Raw genomic sequence first — 17849 nt, forward strand, 5'->3', positions numbered from 1 at the left:
AGCCGGGCTGCGTCGGCGGCTGACCGGGCGGCGGGGCCTGCGGGAAGCCGTAGCCGGGCTGCGTCGGCGGCTGACCGGGCGGCGGGGCCTGCGGGAAGCCGTAGCCGGGCTGCGTCGGCGGCTGACCGGGCGGCGGGGCCTGCGGGTAGCCGTAGCCGGGCTGCGTCGGCGGCTGACCGGGCGGCGGGGCCTGCGGGTAGCCGTAGCCGGGCTGCGTCGGCGGCTGACCGGGCGGGGGCACCTGCGGCGTGCCGTAGCCACCCGCGGGCGGGGTGGGCGGACTGCCGTAGCCGCCCGCGGGCGGGGTGGGGGGCGTGGCCGGGGGCTGCTTGCCGAACGGGTCGGCGGGCGGCGGCGTGGGTGCGCCGAATCCGCCCTGGGGCGGCTCGTTGGGCGGCTGGGGCGGCTGGGTCATGGCGTACGTACCTCTGCTGGGTCTGAGGAGAAGGGGCTGCGGTTGCCGTCGTCGGCCGTCACTTGCCGAAGGCCATCATGGTCGTCTGCTCCTTCTCCTCCTCGTCGTTGCTCGCGCTGACGCGGTCGCTGACGACGAAGGAACGGCTTCCGGCATAGACGGTCTTGGACGAGAAGAAGCTCTCGATCCTGGTCGTCGAGTCCGGGTGCTGCAGCACCACCTCGGGCGTGCCGCCGGTGGGCGCGATCGTGGCGATCGCCCCGCCCTTGTCGTACGAGGGCTCGAGGTAGACCAGGACGTCACCGCTTTCCATGCGCAGCGGCTTCATGGTGCGCTCGGCGGGGGCCGCGGACTTCCACTTGGTCTTGCCGGTGTTCAGGTCGAACGCGATGACCTTGTTGGTACGGCCGGTGCCGCTGGTGTCGTCCTCGGTCATCATGTAGAAGGTGTTGGCGTCGGCGGCGACGCCACTGCAGCCTTCGAGCTTCTTGCCGAAGATCGAGAAGCCTCCGCCGCAGTCGACGGAGAGCTTGTCTCCCTTGTCACTGATCAGCTGGGAACGGAGCGTTCCGTTCTCCTTGAGCGCGAGGACGGCCCACTTCTTCTCCTCCCGCTGGGTCAGCGAGACGACGAGGGGGCTCACCGAGTAGACCTTGTCGATCTCCCAGCCGCGCTTCGGCTCGTAGGTCCACTTGGCTTTCCCGGTGGTCGGGTCGACCTCCTGGACCTGCTGCTGCGGGTTGTCCACGTCGTCGGTGCGGCAGTTGACCGCGGCGATGAGCTTGGGGCCGCCGGCGAAGGCGTACGGCTTGCAGTCGCCCGACGGGTTGCCGAACAGTTCCTTGCCGTCGCTGACGCGGAACGCGCTGGAGTTGCTCGTGCGGCCGACGGTCACGGTGTCACCGCTGATCGCCAGGCCGATGTCGGACAGCAGGTCCCAGGTGCCGTTCTTCTTGACCGACTTCTTCCATCCGGCCTTGCCGGTGTTGAGGTCGATCATCTGGAGGTCGGCGCAGTCGGCCTTGTCCGTGGTGCCGTTCATCACGCCGATGACGATCTTGCCGTCGGAGGTGGGCGTGACGGGCGCGGCGCACATGTCGGCGGGGAGCGGAAGCTTCCACTTCTCCTTGCCGTCGGCCACCGAGTAGCCGACGACCGAGCGGTACATGCCCTTGACGAGGGTGTCCCCGACGATCCACGGGCCGTACACGTTCGCGCCGTTGCGCGGCAGGTCGATGTCGTTCTTCGTCAGCCAGAGGACCTTGGCCTCGCCCTCCTTGCGGCCGGCGTTCAGGTCGTCGTTCGCCTCACGGCCGTCGCCCTTGCCGTCGCCCTGGTCGACGCTGGGCGAGGCGCTCGGGCCCACGGCGTCCTCGCTGGACTTGGAGACGGGCTTCTTCTCCTCGCCGCCGCCGCTCGTGGCGAAGAAGATTCCGGTGCCGACGACGAGGAGTCCGGCGAGCGCCGCGCCGATGACGACGGCGGGCTTGCCCTTGAAGGGGCCGCCGCCGGAGCCGCCGGGCGTGGGTGCGCCGGGGTACTGCTGCTGCGGATAGCCGTAGCCGGGCTGCTGGCCGTACGGGCCGGGCTGCTGCGCGTACGGGCCGGTCGGGGCGCCGTAGGGACCCGGCTGCTGGGCGTAGGGGCCCGGAGCGGCCTGGCCGGGAGCGGCCTGGCCGGGAGCGGCCTGGCCGGGAGCGGCCTGGCCGGGAGCGGCCTGGCCGGGAGCGGCCTGGCCGGGAGCCTGGGGGTAGCCGTAGCCGGGCTGCGCTCCGGGGGCCTGCGGGTAGCCGTACCCCGGCTGCGGCGCCCCTGGGGGCGGCGTCTGCGGGGGCGCGGGCGGCATCTGCGGTGGAGCTGCCGGAGGTGACTGCGGCTGGGGCGGCTGAGGAGTGCCCTGCGGGTCCTGCGGAGCCCCGAAGCCCCCCTGCGGCGGTTGCTGGCTGGGCGGCTGGGTCATCAGCACGTCCCCCTTCGTGCGGTCCGGTGCCCGTTCCGGTCTCCCCCGCGATTCCGCTGGGTTCAGAGGATCAGGTGCGAGAAATCTCTGAATTCCCCCCGGAAAGGAGCGAATCGGGCATGGCTTCCGCGGCTTTACGACAGTCGAGCGGGGCTTCTTTGTACCACCCGCACCCACCGGCCACCGGTTCGGTCCATGCCCTGTTCCCAAGGGAGAACCGGCCCGTGATGTCGCCGTTACGAGCCCGGTGCGGGCGGACGGCCGCACCGGCGGCCGACCTGGCGTCAACACCCGCCGGAGTGGGCGGCTTTCACCGGAATGAGGGCTTCAGGTTCCGGAAGACCGTCTCAATCACCGAACGCCATGAACATCTTCGTCGTGACCTCGATGTTGTCGTCCTCCTCGAGACCGACCACGGACCGGGTGACGAGGGAGCGGCCGTTCGCGTAGTCGATCTTCCCGCCGGCGAAACCGTCCTCGATGGCTGCCGTCGACGCGGGATGTGCGAGGACCGTCCTCAGGTCGCCGCCGGCAGCCGGCGCCGTGGCGATCTCGCCGCCCTGCTTCTTCGTGGGAGCGACGTAGACGAGCACCTGGCCGTCCTCGGTGCCGAGCGGCTCGACCCTGCGTCCGAGCGGTGCGGCCACCGTCCACTTCTGTTCGCCGGTGTCCAGGTCGAAGGCGACGAGCTTGTTGTCGATGTCGAACTCGGCGTGCTGCCGCTTGGTCGACACGTAGAACGTGTCGGAGTCGGCCGCCACGCCGGCGCAGTCGTCCTTGTTCGAGGTGACCATCTGGTAGCCGCCGCAGCGTACTTCGTAGTCGGCGAAGCCGAAGTCGACGTCACGGGTGCCCAGGTCGATCTCCGCGCGCAGGGTGCCGTCGGCCCGCAGGGCGACGGCCTTCCACGCGTCGCCCTTCTGTACGGAGACCACCAGCGGATCGGTCGAATAGACCTGGTCGACGGTCCAGCCCGCCCCGACGTCGTACGTCCACCGCGCCTCGCCGGTCAGCGGGTCGACCTCCTGGATCCGCTGGTCCGCCCGGTCGTCGCCCAAGGGAGCGCAGGAGGTGGCGGCGATCATCCGCGGACCGCTGGTGAACGCGTACGGCCGGCAGGGGCCGGTCGGCATCCCGAACACCTCCTTGCCGTCGCCGACGTCGTAGGCGAGGACGCGGCCGGCGCGCGCGTAGGTCACGGTGTCGCCGTTCACGGACATGGCGACGTCCCGCCGGATCTCCCTGAAGCCGCCCGCGGGGAGCGTCTTGGTCCATCCCGCCCTGCCCGTCCGCAGGTCGATCATCCGCAGGACCGAACAGTCCGCGCCGTCCTCGGTGTGCTCCTCGAACGCGATGACGATCTTGCCGTCCCCGGTCGGCAGCGTCGGTGCCGCGCATATGTCGGCGGAGACCTTCAGGCTCCACACCTTCCGGCCGTCCTGCGCCGAGTAGCCGGAGACGGTACGGCGGACGGCGTGTGCCACGACGTCCCCGGACTGCCACGGGCCGAAGACGGTGAGGGCCTGCCCGGGCAGGTCGACGCCGAGGCTCTTCACCCAGCGCAGCTTCGCCTCGCCCTGCTCACGCCCGGCGCCGGCCGCCTCGACGAGCTCGGAGTCGGTCCGGTCCGTGGCGTCGGCCTTCCCGTCCGCGGCGGGCGAGGACGCGGGCCGGTCACCTCCACCGGCGGCGGGCCGCTCACCGTCGCCGCCGGTGGCGAACCGGACAACGCCACCCGCGACGAGGAGCGCGGCGAGCACGGCCCCGACGATGCGCGCCGGCCTGCCTCCGAACCGTCGGCGCCCTTCGGGACTCCCTCCGGGAGGCGGCGAACCGTGGGGACCCGCCTGCGGAGGGTGGTGGGGCCCGGGCTGGGGACCGTGGGGTCCGGGCTGCTGCGTGTAAGGGCCGGACCGGGCGCCGTACGGGCCCGGTTGCGGGGCTGCGGGGTACCCGTATCCGGGTTGCGGTGCGGGCGGATACCCGTACCCGGGTTGCGGTGCGCCCGGATACCCGTACCCGGGCTGCGGTGCGGGCGGCTGAGACCCGGGAGCCGCGCCTTCCGCCGGGTCGAACGGTGCTCCGAAGCCCTCGTGCGACGAGTGCGGGCCGGGCGGCTGGGACATCGGTGCGTCCCCTTTTCTGCGGACCGGTCCCCCTCTCCGGTCTCCCCCGCGCTTCCGGTGCGCTCCGGGAGCCGGAAACGGCGCTCCCCGGAGCGCACCGGAAAGGAGCGAATCGGGCTTGGTCTCCGCGAGGTGATGGTGAGTCGGGCGGACCCTCTTTCTACCACCGGTGGTTCTCGGGCCTCTTCCCCCTCATGCGTCGGCAGGCCCCACCGATCCCGGTCCCGCCCGGGCGGCCCTCAGACGTCCTCGGCCAGCTCCAGCCAGCGCATCTCCAGCACGTCCCGTTCCGCGACCAGTTCACGCAGCTCGGCGTCGAGCGTGGCGACCTTCGCGAAGTCGGTGGCGTTGTCGGCGATCTGCGCGTGGAGCGACGTCTCCTTCGTCGACATCTTCTCGAGCTGCCGCTCGACCTTCTGCAGCTCCTTCTTCGCCGCGCGCGTGGCCTGCGGGGAGACGGTCTCGGCCGGCGCCGCCTTGGGCGCCGAGGACCCGGCGAAGGACGCGGGCGTCGCCGTCGCCTCCATGCGCTGCCTGCGCTCGATGTACTCGTCGATACCGCGCGGCAGCATCCGCAGCGCGCGGTCGCCGAGGAGCGCCATCACCTTGTCCGTGGTGCGTTCGATGAAGAACCGGTCGTGGGAGATCACGATCATCGACCCGGGCCAGCCGTCGAGGAGGTCCTCCAGCTGGGTCAGCGTCTCGATGTCGAGGTCGTTGGTGGGCTCGTCGAGGAAGAGGACGTTGGGCTCGTCCATCAGCAGCCGCAGGATCTGCAGCCGCCTCCGCTCGCCACCGGACAGGTCACCGACCGGAGTCCACTGCTTCTCCTTGACGAAGCCGAACTGCTCGCAGAGCTGCCCGGCGGTCATCTCGCGGCCCTTGCCGAGATCGACGCGGTCGCGCACCTGCTGGACCGCTTCGAGCACCCGCAGGTTCGGGTTGAGCTCGGCGACCTCCTGGGAGAGGTAGGCGAGCTTGACCGTCTTGCCGACGACGACCTTCCCGTCGGCGGGCTGTACGTCGCCCTGGCTGCGGGACGCCTCGGCGAGCGCACGCAGCAGCGAGGTCTTGCCCGCGCCGTTGACGCCCACCAGGCCGATGCGGTCACCGGGGCCGAGCTGCCAGGTGAGGTGGGTGAGCAGGGTCTTGGGGCCGGCCTGGACGGTCACGTCCTCCAGGTCGAAGACCGTCTTGCCCAGCCGGGCGTTGGCGAACTTCATCAGCTCGCTGGTGTCGCGCGGGGGCGGCACGTCGGCGATCAGTTCGTTGGCCGCCTCGATGCGGTAGCGCGGCTTGGAGGTACGGGCGGGGGCTCCGCGCCGCAGCCAGGCCAGCTCCTTGCGCATCAGGTTCTGCCGCTTGGACTCCTCGGTCGCGGCGATCCGCTCCCGCTCGGCCCGGGCGAAGACGTAGTCGCTGTAGCCGCCCTCGTACTCGTGGACCGAGCCGCGCTGGACGTCCCACATGCGGGTGCAGACCTGGTCCAGGAACCACCGGTCGTGGGTGACGCAGACGAGCGCGGAGCGCCTGGTCCGCAGATGTCCGGCCAGCCAGGAGATGCCCTCGACGTCGAGGTGGTTGGTGGGCTCGTCGAGGACGATCAGGTCCTGCTCGGCGATGAGCAGCTTCGCCAGGGCGATCCGGCGCCGCTCGCCGCCGGAGAGCGGGGCGATGACGGTGTCCAGGCCGTGCTCGAAGCCGGGGAGGGCGAGGCCGCCGAAGAGCCCGGTCAGCACGTCGCGGATCTTGGCGCTGCCCGCCCACTCGTGGTCGGCGAGATCGCCGATGACCTCGTGCCGGATGGTGGCCTGCGGGTCGAGGGAGTCGTGCTGGGTGAGGACACCCAGGCGCAGCCCGCCGTTGTGGGTGACCCGGCCGGTGTCCGCCTCCTCGAGCTTGGCGAGCATCCGGATGAGCGTCGTCTTGCCGTCGCCGTTGCGGCCGACGACGCCGATCCGGTCGCCCTCGGACACCCCGAGGGATACACCGTCGAGCAGGGCACGGGTGCCGTACACCTTGCTGACCTGCTCGACATTGACCAGATTGACGGCCATTTCACTCCTGCGTCGGGGATCCCTGCGTCGGGGACCGCTCGACGTCCCAGAGTAGTCGCCACGCGGGGTGCGATAGCGTGCGGCGATCGATCATGGGGAGGAACCCCAGGTCGGAGCGGTTCGGAACATCTCTGGGGTGGGGACTTCATGATGCGCTGCGCGATACGGGCCCTGCTGCCGGCGGCCCTGACGGCGGTGGTGCTGGCCGGCTGTTCGTCGCCGTCCGGCGGCGGAGACACGGGCAGGAACGGGGACGGTGCTCCTCCGAGGGCCGCGGAGAGCGGCGCCGTGGAGAAGGGTGTCACGCTCGGCGCCCCCGGCTCGGCCTGCGAGCTGCCGGTGACCTTCGACCTGGCGGCGGACTGGAAGCCGGAGGCCGTGGAGGTGGATCCCGGCTCCGAGTTCGCGGAACTGGGGCAGCAGGGCTCGGCCACGATGGTCTGCGAGATCGACGCCAAGCCTGCCGGGAACATCGGCTACATCCGGGTGTGGCAGGGCAAGGGGTCCGGCACCACGCCGCGAGCAGCGCTGGAGGACTTCGTGGCAGGTGACCCTGACGCGAGCAAGGCCGTGTACGCCGAGATCCGGGCCGGTTCCCTGGCCGCCACCGAGGTGGAGTACACGGTGAACGTCGAACTGCTGGACGAGAAGAAGACGCAGCACGCCTTCGCCGTCTCGACGCCCGACGGCCCGGTCGTGATGCACCTGGGCGGGCTGGACTCGCAGGAGCACGAGGAGATGCTCCCTGCCTACGAGCTCGCGAAGAGGACGCTGGAGCTGGGCTGAGGAGCACACGACCGGTCGTCGCTCCCCCCGGATCACACCCGTACAGTATCCTGTACGTACAGGATGACGTACAGGATCGAGGAGGCCACAGTGCGGACCATGACCTACACGGAGTCGCGGGCCAGGTATGCCGAGACCCTCGATGCGGTCGTCGACGACCGCGAGGAAGTGATCGTCACGCGCGCCGGCCATGACCCGGTGGTGATAGTCGCTCTCGACGAGTACGAGTCCCTCAAGGAAACGGCCTATCTCCTGCGAAGCCCGGAGAACGCCCGCCGGCTGCTGGCTTCGATAGACCGCTTGGAGAGCGGCGGAGGCACCGTGAGGGAGCTCGCCGAGTGAAGTTCGTCTGGGACGAGACGGCTTGGGACGACTACATCTGGTGGCAGGCTCAGGACCGGAAGATCCTCAGGCGGATCAACAGCCTGCTCCAGGACGTCTCCCGTCACGGCAACGAGGGCATCGGCAAGCCTGAGCCCCTGAAACACGGCTTCCAGGGGTACTGGTCCCGCCGGATCACCGCAGAGCACCGACTGATCTACAAGGTCGTCGACGACGAGGTCCGTATCGCCGCCTGCCGGTACCACTACGGCTCCTGACCGGCCCGTGCCCAACCGGCCCTCAGCGCCCCGCCCGCTCCACCAGGAGCCAGCCGCCGAGCGCCATGGCGACGGCCGCCGGGGCGCTGACGCGGACGGCGATCAGCAGTGCGGTGTGCCCCTCGAGCAGTCCCGCGTAGCCGACCATGGACAGGCCCAGCACTCCGAGCAGGGCGAGGGTCACACCGACCGCGGAGACGGCTCCCGCGCCGCTCGCCGCCCTGCCGGGGACGACCCGGACGGGGCGCTCGAACGCGCGGAAGGCCGCGACCAGCAGCGCGGTGAGCGCGACGGCGGCCGCGATGCGCACCGGTACCTGCGCCCACCAGGCGCCGGTGGCCGGGTCCGGCAGCGGGACGTCGAGGGCGAGCATCGCCCCGTACACGCCGAGCATCGCGGTGAGGTGCCAGAGGAACGCGGTCATGGCGACGCCGTTGGCGGCCACGACCGTGCGCCAGACGCGTGGCCGGGCCACCAGCCGGGCCCCGGGTGCGCGCAGCATCTCGACCGCCCCCACGAGCCAGAGTCCGTGACAGAGCAGCGCGAGGGTGGGCGGCGCCATGTTGCTGATCCTCTCGCCCGGCATACCGACCATGGAGAGCGGATACGGGCCGAAGGCCACCAGGGCGACGGCGGCGGTGAGCCCGGCTCCGGCGAGCAGCGCGGGCCGGCTGATGCGGCCGTCGGCGCGCAGGAAACCGAGTTGGTGCACGGCGAGCCAGACGAACGCGAAGTTGAGGAACTCGACGTACGGGACGCCTGCCGCGAAGCGCAGGAGATCCACCGTGGCGGCGGCTCCCGCGAGCGCCGCGAACGCGCCCCAGCCGTGACGGTCGTGCAGTCTCAGGAGGACCGGGGTGAACGCGACCATCGCCAGGTAGATGCCGATGAACCAGAGGGGCTGTGTCACCAGCCGCAGCGTCACTCCGGTCAGCCCCCCGCCACCACCGAGGAGTTGCACGACGAGCGCGGCCAGGCCCCACACCAGTACGAAGACCATGGTGGGCCTCAGCAGGCGTTGCAGCCGGGCACGGACGAAGGAGGGGTAGACGGAGCTCGTGGATCCCTCGGGCCGCCCGCGGAGCATGGACCGGTAGGACAGCGCGTGGGAGAAACCGCCGACGAAGAAGAAGACCGGCATGATCTGGAGCGCCCAGGTGAGCAGTTGGAGTCCCGGGACGACGGCGAGGAGGTTGCCGACCCCGTCGGTGGTGACGGCGGCCATCAGCCAGTGGCCGAGCACGACCGTCCCGAGCGAGGCGACACGCAGCAGGTCGATGTAGCGGTCGCGCGTGGCGGGTGTCGCCGCGGCGAGTTCACGAACGTCTGGTCCCATGCGCATACGGTCGCGCCGCGCCCCGGGAGGGCGGCAGCGCGACCGTACTCAGTTCCCGTCTGAGTACCGGCGGTCAGACGACGGTGGCGCCCGGTGCGGGGGATGCCGCCACCCGGGTGTTGCGGCAGGTGCCCGAGGCCAGCAGCGCGTCGGAGACCTTCCGCGCCGACTCCTCGTCGGCGGTCAGGAACGCCGTGGTCGGCCCTGATCCCGAGACCAGCGCGGCCAGGGCGCCCGCGGCGGTGCCCGCCGCGAGGGTGTCGGCGAGGGAGGGGCGCAAGGAGAGGGCGGCGGCCTGGAGGTCGTTGCCGAGGGCGTCCGCGAGCGCGGTGGCGTCCCCCTTGCGCAGGGCGTCCAGGAGCGCGGGCGACACGGCCGGTTCGGGGACGTCCTCACCGGCGGTGAGCCGGTCGAACTCGCCGTACACCGCGGGGGTGGAGAGCCCGCCGTCGGCTACGGCGAAGACCCAGTGGAAGGTTCCGCCGACCTCGACGGTGGTCAGCCGCTCGCCTCGGCCGGTCCCGAGTGCCGCCCCGCCGACCAGGCTGAACGGCACGTCGCTGCCCAGCTCGGCGCAGATCTCCAGGAGTTCCTCCCGGCTCGCGCCGGTGGCCCACAGGGCGTCGCAGGCCAGCAGGGCGGCGGCGCCGTCGGCGCTGCCGCCCGCCATGCCGCCGGCGACGGGGATGTCCTTGGCGATGTGGATGCGCACGTCGGGGACGATGCCGTGCCGGGCCGCCAGGGCGATCGCGGCGCGGGCGGCCAGGTTGGTGGCGTCCAGCGGGACCTGGGCGGCGTCCGGTCCCGAGCAGGTGATGCTCAGGGCGTCGGCGGGGGTGACGGTGACCTCGTCGTACAGGCCGACGGCGAGGAAGACGTTGGCCAGGTCGTGGAAGCCGTCGGGGCGGGGTGCGCCCACCGCGAGCTGCGCGTTGACCTTGGCGGGTACGCGGACGGTGACGCTGCGGGTCATGCGGAGGGCTCCGGCTTGTTCTCGGCGATTGCGGCGAACTCCTCGACGGTCAGCGCCTCGCCCCGGGCCTGCGGCGAGATCCCCGCGGCGGTCAGTGCGGTCTCGGCGGCCGGTGCGGAGCCGGCCCAGCCGGCCAGGGCCGCGCGCAGCGTCTTGCGGCGCTGGGCGAAGGCGGCGTCCACGACGGCGAAGACCTCGCTCCTGCTCGCGGTGGTGCGGACCGGCTCCGCGCGCCGGACGAGGGACACCAGCCCCGAGTCGACGTTGGGCGCGGGCCAGAACACCGTGCGGCCGATCGACCCGGCGCGCTTGACGTCGGCGTACCAGTTGGCCTTGACGGACGGCACGCCGTAGACCTTGTTCCCGGGCCGGGCGGCGAGCCGGTCGGCGACCTCGGCCTGCACCATCACGAGAGTCCGCTCGATGGTGGGGAAACGCTCCAGCATGGTGAGCAGCACCGGCACGGCGACGTTGTAGGGAAGGTTGGCGACCAGCGCGGTGGGCGGGGGGCCGGGCAGCTCCTTCACCAGCATCGCGTCCGAGTGGACGAGGTCGAACCGGCCGGCCCGGTCCGGCAGGCGGGCGGCGACCGTGGCGGGCAGTGCGCCGGCGAGCACGTCGTCGATCTCCACGGCGACGACCCGGTCGGCCGCCTCCAGCAGGGCCAGGGTCAGCGAGCCCAGGCCGGGCCCGACCTCGACCACCACGTCGTCGGGCCGCACCTCGGCGGTCCGTACGATCCTGCGGACCGTGTTGGCGTCGATGACGAAGTTCTGGCCGCGCTGCTTGGTGGGGCGTACGCCCAGCGCTGCGGCCAGCTCGCGGATGTCTGCGGGGCCCAGGAGGGCGTCGGGCTCTGTGGTGCTCACCCGTTAAGCCTACGGCCGCCGCGGGACCCGGGGACCGCCGCCCGGCACGGGCCCCGAGACGCGTGTCTCGCGGAGGACGACGATCTCGTCGCCGTCGTCCAGCCCCGTGGCGGGGGCGGGGGCGACGGTGTCGCGGGTCCCGACCGTGACGCCTTCGGCGTCGAGGAGCTCGCCGACGTCGTCCGCGAAGGTGTGCAAGGTGCGCGACGTGCCGTCGACACTCACGCGGACGGCCTTGTCCTGGGCGAGGAACGCGGCGGTGCCGCCGGCCAGGACCGCGACGACGAGGGCGCGCGGGACGATCCGCCGCAGGCTGTCCGGGGCACCCCGGTGACGCCGGGCGGCCCGGTGTCCGGGGGTCTTCCTCCGCGGGGCCGGCTGCCGGGCCGCCGGTGTGTCCAGCACGGTGGGGTCGTGGACCGGCGAGGCGCCCGGCCACCGCCCGGCGACGATCGTCCGCTCCTCGTGGAGGGAACGCGGCGGTGCCGGCGGCGGGGCGGGGACCCGCCCCAGGCTCGTACGCCCACTGCCGCGCGGCGCGCGGTGACTGCCCTGCGAATGGCCCACGACGCTCCAGACGTTCCGCCCTGCCGACCCCGTTGCGCGGGCACGATAGCGGAGCCGCCGTCACCGCCCAAAGTCGTACGATTACCCAACGTGTCGGCCGGGTCGTGCGGCGGACGTCAGAAGTCGAACGCGCGGGCGGTGTTGTCGTAGACGGCGGCGGCCAGGGTGTCCTCGTCGGTGCCCCTCACCTCCGCCATGGCGCGCAGGGTGACCGGAATCAGGTAGGGCGCGTTGGGCCGGCCGCGGTACGGGGCGGGGGTGAGGAAGGGCGCGTCCGTCTCGACGAGCACGAGTTCGGCGGGGGCGACGGCCAGTGCGTCGCGCAGCGGCTGCGCGTTCTTGAAGGTGACGTTGCCCGCGAAGGACATGAAGTACCCGGCCGCCGCACAGATCCGGGCCATCTCGGCGTCTCCGGAGTAGCAGTGGAAGACGGTCCGCTCGGGGGCGCCCGCGTCGGCGAGGATGCGGAGCACGTCCGCGTGGGCGTCACGGTCGTGGATGACCAGGGCCTTGCCGTGCCGCTTGGCGATCTCGATGTGGGCCCGGAAGGACTCCTCCTGCGCGGCCATGCCCTCGGGCCCCGTACGGAAGTGGTCGAGGCCCGTCTCGCCGACCGCGCGCACGTGGTCCAGTGCCGCGAGCGCGTCGATCTCGGCGAGCGCCTCGTCGAGCGCGGCCCTCCCGCCGGGATCGCGCGCTCCCTGCCGGGCCGAGCCCTCGGGGTCTCCGTGCACGATGCGCGGCGCCTCGTTGGGGTGCAGGGCGACGGAGGCGTGCACGGAGGGGTGCGCGGCGGCGGTCTCGGCGGCCCAGTGCGATCCCTTCACGTCACAGCCCACCTGGACGACGGCGGTGACGTTGACCGCCGCGGCGCGGGCCAGGCCCTCCTCGACTGTTCCGTCCTGCATGTCCAGGTGGGTGTGCGAATCGGCGACCGGAACCCTGAGGGGTTCGGGGAGCGGCGGGGCTTCGGTACGGCTCATGCCCACGACTCTACGAGGGCATGAGCTCTCTCTCACCGCCGGTGGAAGGGACGCAGCAGGTCGGACAGGTGCCAGTGGTGCGGCTCGGGCCCGGGTGCCCGCACCGCCGCGACCGCCATCTCCTCGGCGGCCGTCTCCTCACCGGCCCGCTTCGGGCGCGGGGGCTGCGGGGGCCGGAGCAGCTGCTGGACGAGGGAGACCCGGCCGGCCCGCATGATCCGGACGACGTGACCGCCGCACTTCGCGCAGGAGGGGGTGGACAGCGGTGAGGGCACCTGCTGGCCGTCCGCCTTGTAGACCACGAAGGCGTTGCCCGAGCGGTCGACGTGGTGCTCTATCTCGTAGGCCTGTTCCCAGCCGTACCCACACCTCATGCAGGCGAAGGCGTACGCCTCGTGCACGGTGGTTGCTGCGATCTCACTCATGCCTGCTCCTCTTGTCCGATGGACAAGCACTCCGGACAAGCACTCCGGATGATGCGTTCCACCCTCAAGTGGACGCCCTCACCGGCGGCGAAGCACCAGGTCTGCCGAGTGTTGGAACGCTTTTGGCCGTTCCGTGGCCGGAGGCCCAGGAACGCGGCTCGGGCTTTACACTTCAGGCTAGTCCTTTGCCCTGCTCCTGGCCGGTCCGAGCCGCGTTCTTTGCCGCGACCACCGCATCGAACACCTCGCGCTTGGGCAGCCCGGCCTCGGTGGCGACCGCCGCGATGGCCTCCTTGCGCCGCTCCCCCGCCTCCTCGCGCACCTGCACCCTGCGTACCAGCTCGGCGGGGTCCAGTCCTTCGTTCCCGGAGTCCGTGGCGCCCTCGACGACGACGGTGATCTCGCCACGCACCCCCTCGGCCGCCCAGACGGCGAGGTCACCCAGGGGGCCGCGCTTCACTTCCTCGTACGTCTTGGTCAGCTCGCGGCACACGGCGGCCCTGCGGTCCGTCCCGAACACCTCGGCCATCGCGGCCAGGGTGTCGTCCAGCCGGTGCGGGGCCTCGAAGAAGACCATCGTGCGGCGCTCGCCGGCGACCTCGCGCAGTTTCCCGAGCCGCTCGCCCGCCTTGCGGGGCAGGAAGCCCTCGAAGCAGAAGCGGTCCACGGGCAGCGCCGACAGTGCGAGCGCGGTCAGCACGGCCGACGGTCCTGGTACGGCGGTGACCTTGATGTCCTGCTCCACGGCGGCGGCGACGAGCCGGTAGCCGGGGTCGGAGACGGACGGCATCCCGGCGTCGGTGACGAGCAGGACGCGCGCGCCGCCGGCCAGCGCCTCGACGAGTTCGGGCGTCCGCGCGGCCTCGTTGCCCTCGAAGTAGGACACGACACGCCCCGTGGTGTGGATGCCCAGCGCCTGGGTGAGCCGGCGCAGCCGCCGGGTGTCCTCGGCGGCCACGACGTCGGCCGTCTCCAGCTCGGCGGCGAGCCGTGGAGGGGCGTCCGCCACGTCGCCGATGGGGGTCCCTGCGAGTACGAGCGTTCCAGTCGTTCCAGTCACATCGGCCATCCTCCCAGCACGGGCGGCACCACTCGCACAGATGCGTTCCTTACGATGGCGCGGTGACGAGTACTGCGCCCGAGGCCCAGCAGGGCAACGACGCCGGGGATCACACCGGCGACCAGCCGCCTTCCTGGCAGCAGCGGCTGCGCCGCTTCGGCCATTCCCCACGTCCGGAGACGGGGCTGCGCGAGCGCCTGATCCCGCCCTACACCCGCCCCGGGGGCCAGTTCTGGAGCGTGCTCGCGGTGCCGCCGGGCCTCGCCGGCCGCCTGGTGCGCTGGTCCGCGTGGGGCGGGCCGCTGCTGGTCGCCCTGGTCGCCGGGCTGCTGCGGTTCTGGAACCTGGGCAGTCCGAAGGCGGTGATATTCGACGAGACGTACTACGCCAAGGACGCCTGGGCACTGGTCAACCAGGGGTACGAGGGTTCATGGCCCAAGGACGTCGACAAGCTGATCCTCAAGGACCCGTCCTCGGTGGACATCCCGGTGGACCCGGGCTACGTCGTCCATCCGCCGGTCGGCAAGTGGATCATCGGGTTCGGCGAACAGCTCTTCGGGTTCACCCCGTTCGGCTGGCGCTTCATGGTGGCGCTGCTCGGCACCCTCTCGGTCCTGATGCTGTGCCGGATCGGCCGCCGTCTGTTCCGCTCGACGTTCCTGGGCTGCCTGGCGGGAACCCTGCTGGCCGTGGACGGGCTGCACTTCGTGATGAGCCGCACCGCGCTGCTCGACCTGGTGCTGATGTTCTTCGTGCTGGCCGCCTTCGGCTGCCTCCTCGTCGACCGTGACCGGTCCCGCCGGAAACTGGCCGCGGCGCTCCCGGTCGACGAGGACGGGATCCTGCGCCCGGACACCCACATCGCGGAAACGCTCCGCCTCGGGTGGCGCCCGTGGCGGATCATGGCCGGCCTGATGCTCGGCCTCGCCTTCGCCACGAAATGGAACGGGCTCTACATCCTGGCCGCGTTCGGCGTGATGGCGGTGCTCTGGGACGTCGGCGCCAGGCGCACGGCCGGCGCCGTGCAGCCGTACCGGGCCGTGGTCCTGAGGGACCTGCTGCCCGCCTTCGTCTCCACGGTGCCGGTCGCGATCGGCACGTACGTCGTGTCGTGGACCGGCTGGATCGTCACGGACAAGGGGTACTACCGCAACTGGGCGGCCACCGAGGGCAGGGGCGGCAACTGGACCTGGCTGCCGGACTGGCTGCGCAGCCTGTGGCACTACGAGTACCAGGTCTACGAGTTCCACGTCGGCCTGACCTCCGGCCACACCTACCAGTCCAATCCGTGGAGCTGGATCGTGCTGGGCCGGCCCGTCTCGTACTTCTACGAGGAGAAGACGGGCTGCCTCACGTCCGGGACCGGGAAGTGCGCCCGCGAGGTGCTGGCGCTCGGCACCCCGCTGCTCTGGTGGGCGGCGTGCGTGGCGCTGCTGTACGTCCTGTGGCGCTGGTTCTTCCGCCGGGACTGGCGGGCGGGCGCGATCGCGTGCGGTGTGGCGGCGGGCTGGGTGCCCTGGTTCTTCTACCAGGAGCGGACGATCTTCCTCTTCTACGCGGTCGTGTTCGTGCCGTTCCTGTGTCTGGCGGTCACGATGATGATCGGCGCTCTCATCGGCCCCGCGACCGGCACGGGCACCAGGCACCGGCTCGGCACGGAGAGCAGCGATCCGTCGGGCGAGCGCAGGCACACCCTGGGCGTGATCGCGGCGGGGGTCCTGGTGCTGCTGATCGTCTGGAACTTCGTGTATTTCTGGCCGCTGTACACCGGCACGTCGATCCCGGAGGACGCCTGGCGCGACCGGATGTGGCTGGACACCTGGGTGTAGCGGCGAAGGCCGTCCCGAGCCGGAAAGCGCTCTCTCGAAGGGCGTAGCAGTCCTATAACAACCGCCTCAACGCCCCCTGCCGTCCCGTACTGTGCGGAAGGAAGGCCCCTTGAACGCGTTCAAGGGGGCGCTCACGGGGAGGGGAACCGCACAGATGCGCAGTGGAGCGAAGGTCGCCGTGGTCGGCGGGGTGTTCGTACTCGTGGCCGGGGGGCTCGGGTACGGCGTGTACGACGTGGTGCTGGGAGGCGGTGGGACCGGGGGCACGGAGAGCGCCTCGGCGTCCTCGGAGGTGAAGACCGGGCCGCCCGAGAAGGAGGAGATCCAGGAGACCGCCAAGGGTTTCCTCGAAGCGTGGGCGTCCGGCGACGCGTCGGCGGCCGCCCTGCTCACGAACAACGAGACCGTCGCCGAGCCGCTGCTGTCGGCGTACGCCGACGAGGCCCACGTCACGAAGGCGGTCATCACGCCGGGCGCCCCCGTCGGCACGAAGGTGCCGTACACGGTGAAGGCGACGGTGTCGTTCGAGGGGAGGACCAAGCCCTGGTCGTACTCCTCCGAGCTGACCGTGGTGCGCGGCCTGACGACCGGCAAGGCACTCGTCGACTGGCAGCCCACGGTGATCCACCCGCAGCTGACCGAGGGGGCGGCGCTGAGGACCGGCGAGTCCTCACAGGCGGCGATCGAGGCCGTCGACCACAACGGCAAGGTGCTCGACAAGGAGACGTACCCCTCGCTCGGGCCGGTCCTGGACAGCCTGCGCGAGAAGTACGGCGACGAGGCGGGAGGTTCCGCGGGCGTCGAGACCTGGATCGAGCCCGCGGACGAACAGCTTCCGGACACCACACTGCTGACGCTGGCCAAGGGGAAGCCCGGCAAGCTGCAGACCACGCTCGACGCGGACGCCCAGGCGGCCGCCGAGAAGGCGGTCAAGCAGTTCAGCGGGGCGTCGGTGGTCGCCGTACGGCCGTCCACCGGCTCGATCCGCGCGGTGGCCAACAATCCGGCGACGGGCTTCAACGCGGCGATGCAGGGCACCCAGGCGCCCGGCTCCACGCTGAAGATCGTGACCGCCGCGATGCTCCTGGAGAAGGGCCTCGTCACCGCGGACGGCGCGACGGAGTGCCCCAAGGAGGTGCTGTACCAGGGCCGGACGTTCCACAACCTGGACCACTTCGGGCTTCCCGACTCCAGCAGCTTCACCACCAGCTTCGCCCGCTCGTGCAACACCGCCTTCATCAAGCTGATCGACGACACCAAGGACGACTCCGCGCTTCCCAAGACGGCCCGTGACGTCTTCGGGATCGGCCTCGACTGGAAGACCGGCATCACCTCGTTCGACGGCCGGGTGCCCGAGGAGGCAGGCGGTGAGGCGGCTGCCCAGTACATCGGCCAGGGCACCGTCCAGATGAACGCGCTCAACATCGCGTCCATCACCGCGACCGCGCACACCGGAACGTTCCGTCAGCCGGTCATCGTCCCGCAGTCCCTGGACGACCGTCAGCTCGCCACGGCTTCCCGCTCGCTGTCGCAGAACGTCACCCGGCAGCTGAACGACATGATGCGGGCCACCGCCTCCTGGGGTACGGGCCAGGCGGCCATGGCCTCGGTCGGCGGCGACAAGGGCGCCAAGACCGGCTCGGCGGAGGTCGACGGACAGGGCACGTCCAACAGCTGGTTCACCGGCTTCAGCAACGACCTCGCGGCGGCGGCGGTCGTCCAGTCCGGCGGCCACGGCGGCGACGCGGCCGGCCCGGTGGTGGCGGCGGTGCTGCGCGCGGGGTCGTAGCGCGCCGACGGCGGCCCCGGTCACCACGGGCGGCCCGGCCGGCACCTCGCGTCGAACGCCGGGCCCCCGCGGTGA

Annotated in this window: 15 protein-coding genes and 1 pseudogene; 5 read left to right on the forward strand and 11 right to left on the reverse strand. The window is 71.7% G+C overall.

Annotated elements, in window-relative coordinates:
- The 4 genes and pseudogenes from JOC24_RS23860 to JOC24_RS23875 form a co-directional block, all read right to left on the reverse strand.
- Positions 1-415, reverse strand: a pseudogene (locus JOC24_RS23860) (hypothetical protein); the annotation flags it as partial.
- A 58-nt stretch (positions 416-473) separates the two neighbouring features.
- Positions 474-2375 (reverse strand): outer membrane protein assembly factor BamB family protein, encoded by a 1902-nt coding sequence (locus tag JOC24_RS23865; protein WP_205022435.1) that lies wholly within the window; start codon positions 2373-2375, stop codon positions 474-476.
- Positions 2376-2722: 347 nt separating this feature from the next.
- A complete protein-coding gene (locus JOC24_RS23870) occupies positions 2723-4135 on the reverse strand; it encodes an outer membrane protein assembly factor BamB family protein (RefSeq protein WP_205022436.1) in 1413 nt (470 codons plus the stop codon).
- A 605-nt stretch (positions 4136-4740) separates the two neighbouring features.
- Positions 4741-6558, reverse strand: a complete 1818-nt coding sequence (locus tag JOC24_RS23875) for an ABC-F family ATP-binding cassette domain-containing protein (RefSeq protein WP_205022437.1) — start codon at positions 6556-6558, stop codon at positions 4741-4743.
- A 147-nt stretch (positions 6559-6705) separates the two neighbouring features.
- On the opposite strand from JOC24_RS23875, the gene JOC24_RS23880 reads away from it, so the two are divergent.
- The 3 genes from JOC24_RS23880 to JOC24_RS23890 all read left to right on the forward strand — a co-directional run bounded on the left by JOC24_RS23880 (position 6706) and on the right by JOC24_RS23890 (position 7943).
- The gene (locus tag JOC24_RS23880; RefSeq protein ID WP_205022438.1) at positions 6706-7344 is read left to right on the forward strand and encodes a lipoprotein; all 639 of its coding nucleotides are present in this window, start codon (positions 6706-6708) and stop codon (positions 7342-7344) included.
- Between the two features lie 90 nt (positions 7345-7434).
- Entirely contained in the window at positions 7435-7686 is a 252-nt protein-coding gene (locus tag JOC24_RS23885; RefSeq protein ID WP_041825681.1) for a type II toxin-antitoxin system Phd/YefM family antitoxin, read from the forward strand.
- Positions 7683-7943: a Txe/YoeB family addiction module toxin gene (locus JOC24_RS23890; protein ID WP_205022439.1), complete on the forward strand. Its 261-nt coding sequence runs from the start codon at positions 7683-7685 to the stop codon at positions 7941-7943. The genes JOC24_RS23885 and JOC24_RS23890 overlap by 4 nt, the downstream gene beginning before the upstream one ends.
- Before the next feature lie 22 nt (positions 7944-7965).
- Here the strand turns inward: JOC24_RS23890 and JOC24_RS23895 are convergent, their stop codons facing one another.
- The 7 genes from JOC24_RS23895 to rsmI form a co-directional block, all read right to left on the reverse strand.
- Positions 7966-9279, reverse strand: a complete 1314-nt coding sequence (locus JOC24_RS23895; protein WP_205022440.1) for an acyltransferase family protein — start codon at positions 9277-9279, stop codon at positions 7966-7968.
- A 73-nt stretch (positions 9280-9352) separates the two neighbouring features.
- Positions 9353-10252 (reverse strand): 4-(cytidine 5'-diphospho)-2-C-methyl-D-erythritol kinase, encoded by a 900-nt coding sequence (locus tag JOC24_RS23900; RefSeq protein ID WP_205022441.1) that lies wholly within the window; start codon positions 10250-10252, stop codon positions 9353-9355.
- The gene (rsmA, locus tag JOC24_RS23905; protein ID WP_205022442.1) at positions 10249-11121 is read right to left on the reverse strand and encodes a 16S rRNA (adenine(1518)-N(6)/adenine(1519)-N(6))-dimethyltransferase RsmA; all 873 of its coding nucleotides are present in this window, start codon (positions 11119-11121) and stop codon (positions 10249-10251) included. Before rsmA ends, JOC24_RS23900 begins: the two co-directional genes overlap by 4 nt.
- 9 nt (positions 11122-11130) lie before the next feature.
- On the reverse strand, positions 11131-11688 hold the full coding sequence (locus JOC24_RS23910; RefSeq protein ID WP_374104520.1) for a ubiquitin-like domain-containing protein: 558 nt from the start codon (positions 11686-11688) through the stop codon (positions 11131-11133).
- A 116-nt stretch (positions 11689-11804) separates the two neighbouring features.
- Positions 11805-12671, reverse strand: coding sequence for a TatD family hydrolase (locus JOC24_RS23915; protein WP_205022443.1), 867 nt, complete (start codon positions 12669-12671; stop codon positions 11805-11807).
- A 32-nt stretch (positions 12672-12703) separates the two neighbouring features.
- The gene (locus JOC24_RS23920) at positions 12704-13096 is read right to left on the reverse strand and encodes a hypothetical protein (RefSeq protein ID WP_205022444.1); all 393 of its coding nucleotides are present in this window, start codon (positions 13094-13096) and stop codon (positions 12704-12706) included.
- A 172-nt stretch (positions 13097-13268) separates the two neighbouring features.
- Entirely contained in the window at positions 13269-14165 is an 897-nt protein-coding gene (rsmI, locus tag JOC24_RS23925; RefSeq protein WP_205022445.1) for a 16S rRNA (cytidine(1402)-2'-O)-methyltransferase, read from the reverse strand.
- A gap of 53 nt (positions 14166-14218) precedes the next feature.
- Between rsmI and JOC24_RS23930 the strand changes: the two genes are divergently transcribed.
- Both JOC24_RS23930 and JOC24_RS23935 read left to right on the forward strand, forming a co-directional pair.
- Positions 14219-15985, forward strand: coding sequence for a dolichyl-phosphate-mannose--protein mannosyltransferase (locus JOC24_RS23930; protein ID WP_205022446.1), 1767 nt, complete (start codon positions 14219-14221; stop codon positions 15983-15985).
- Positions 15986-16139: 154 nt separating this feature from the next.
- Positions 16140-17774: a penicillin-binding transpeptidase domain-containing protein gene (locus JOC24_RS23935; RefSeq protein ID WP_205022597.1), complete on the forward strand. Its 1635-nt coding sequence runs from the start codon at positions 16140-16142 to the stop codon at positions 17772-17774.
- The last annotated feature ends 75 nt before the right edge of the window (positions 17775-17849 follow it).

Source organism: Streptomyces sp. HB132 (assembly GCF_016909575.1).
Taxonomy (GTDB): domain Bacteria; phylum Actinomycetota; class Actinomycetes; order Streptomycetales; family Streptomycetaceae; genus Streptomyces.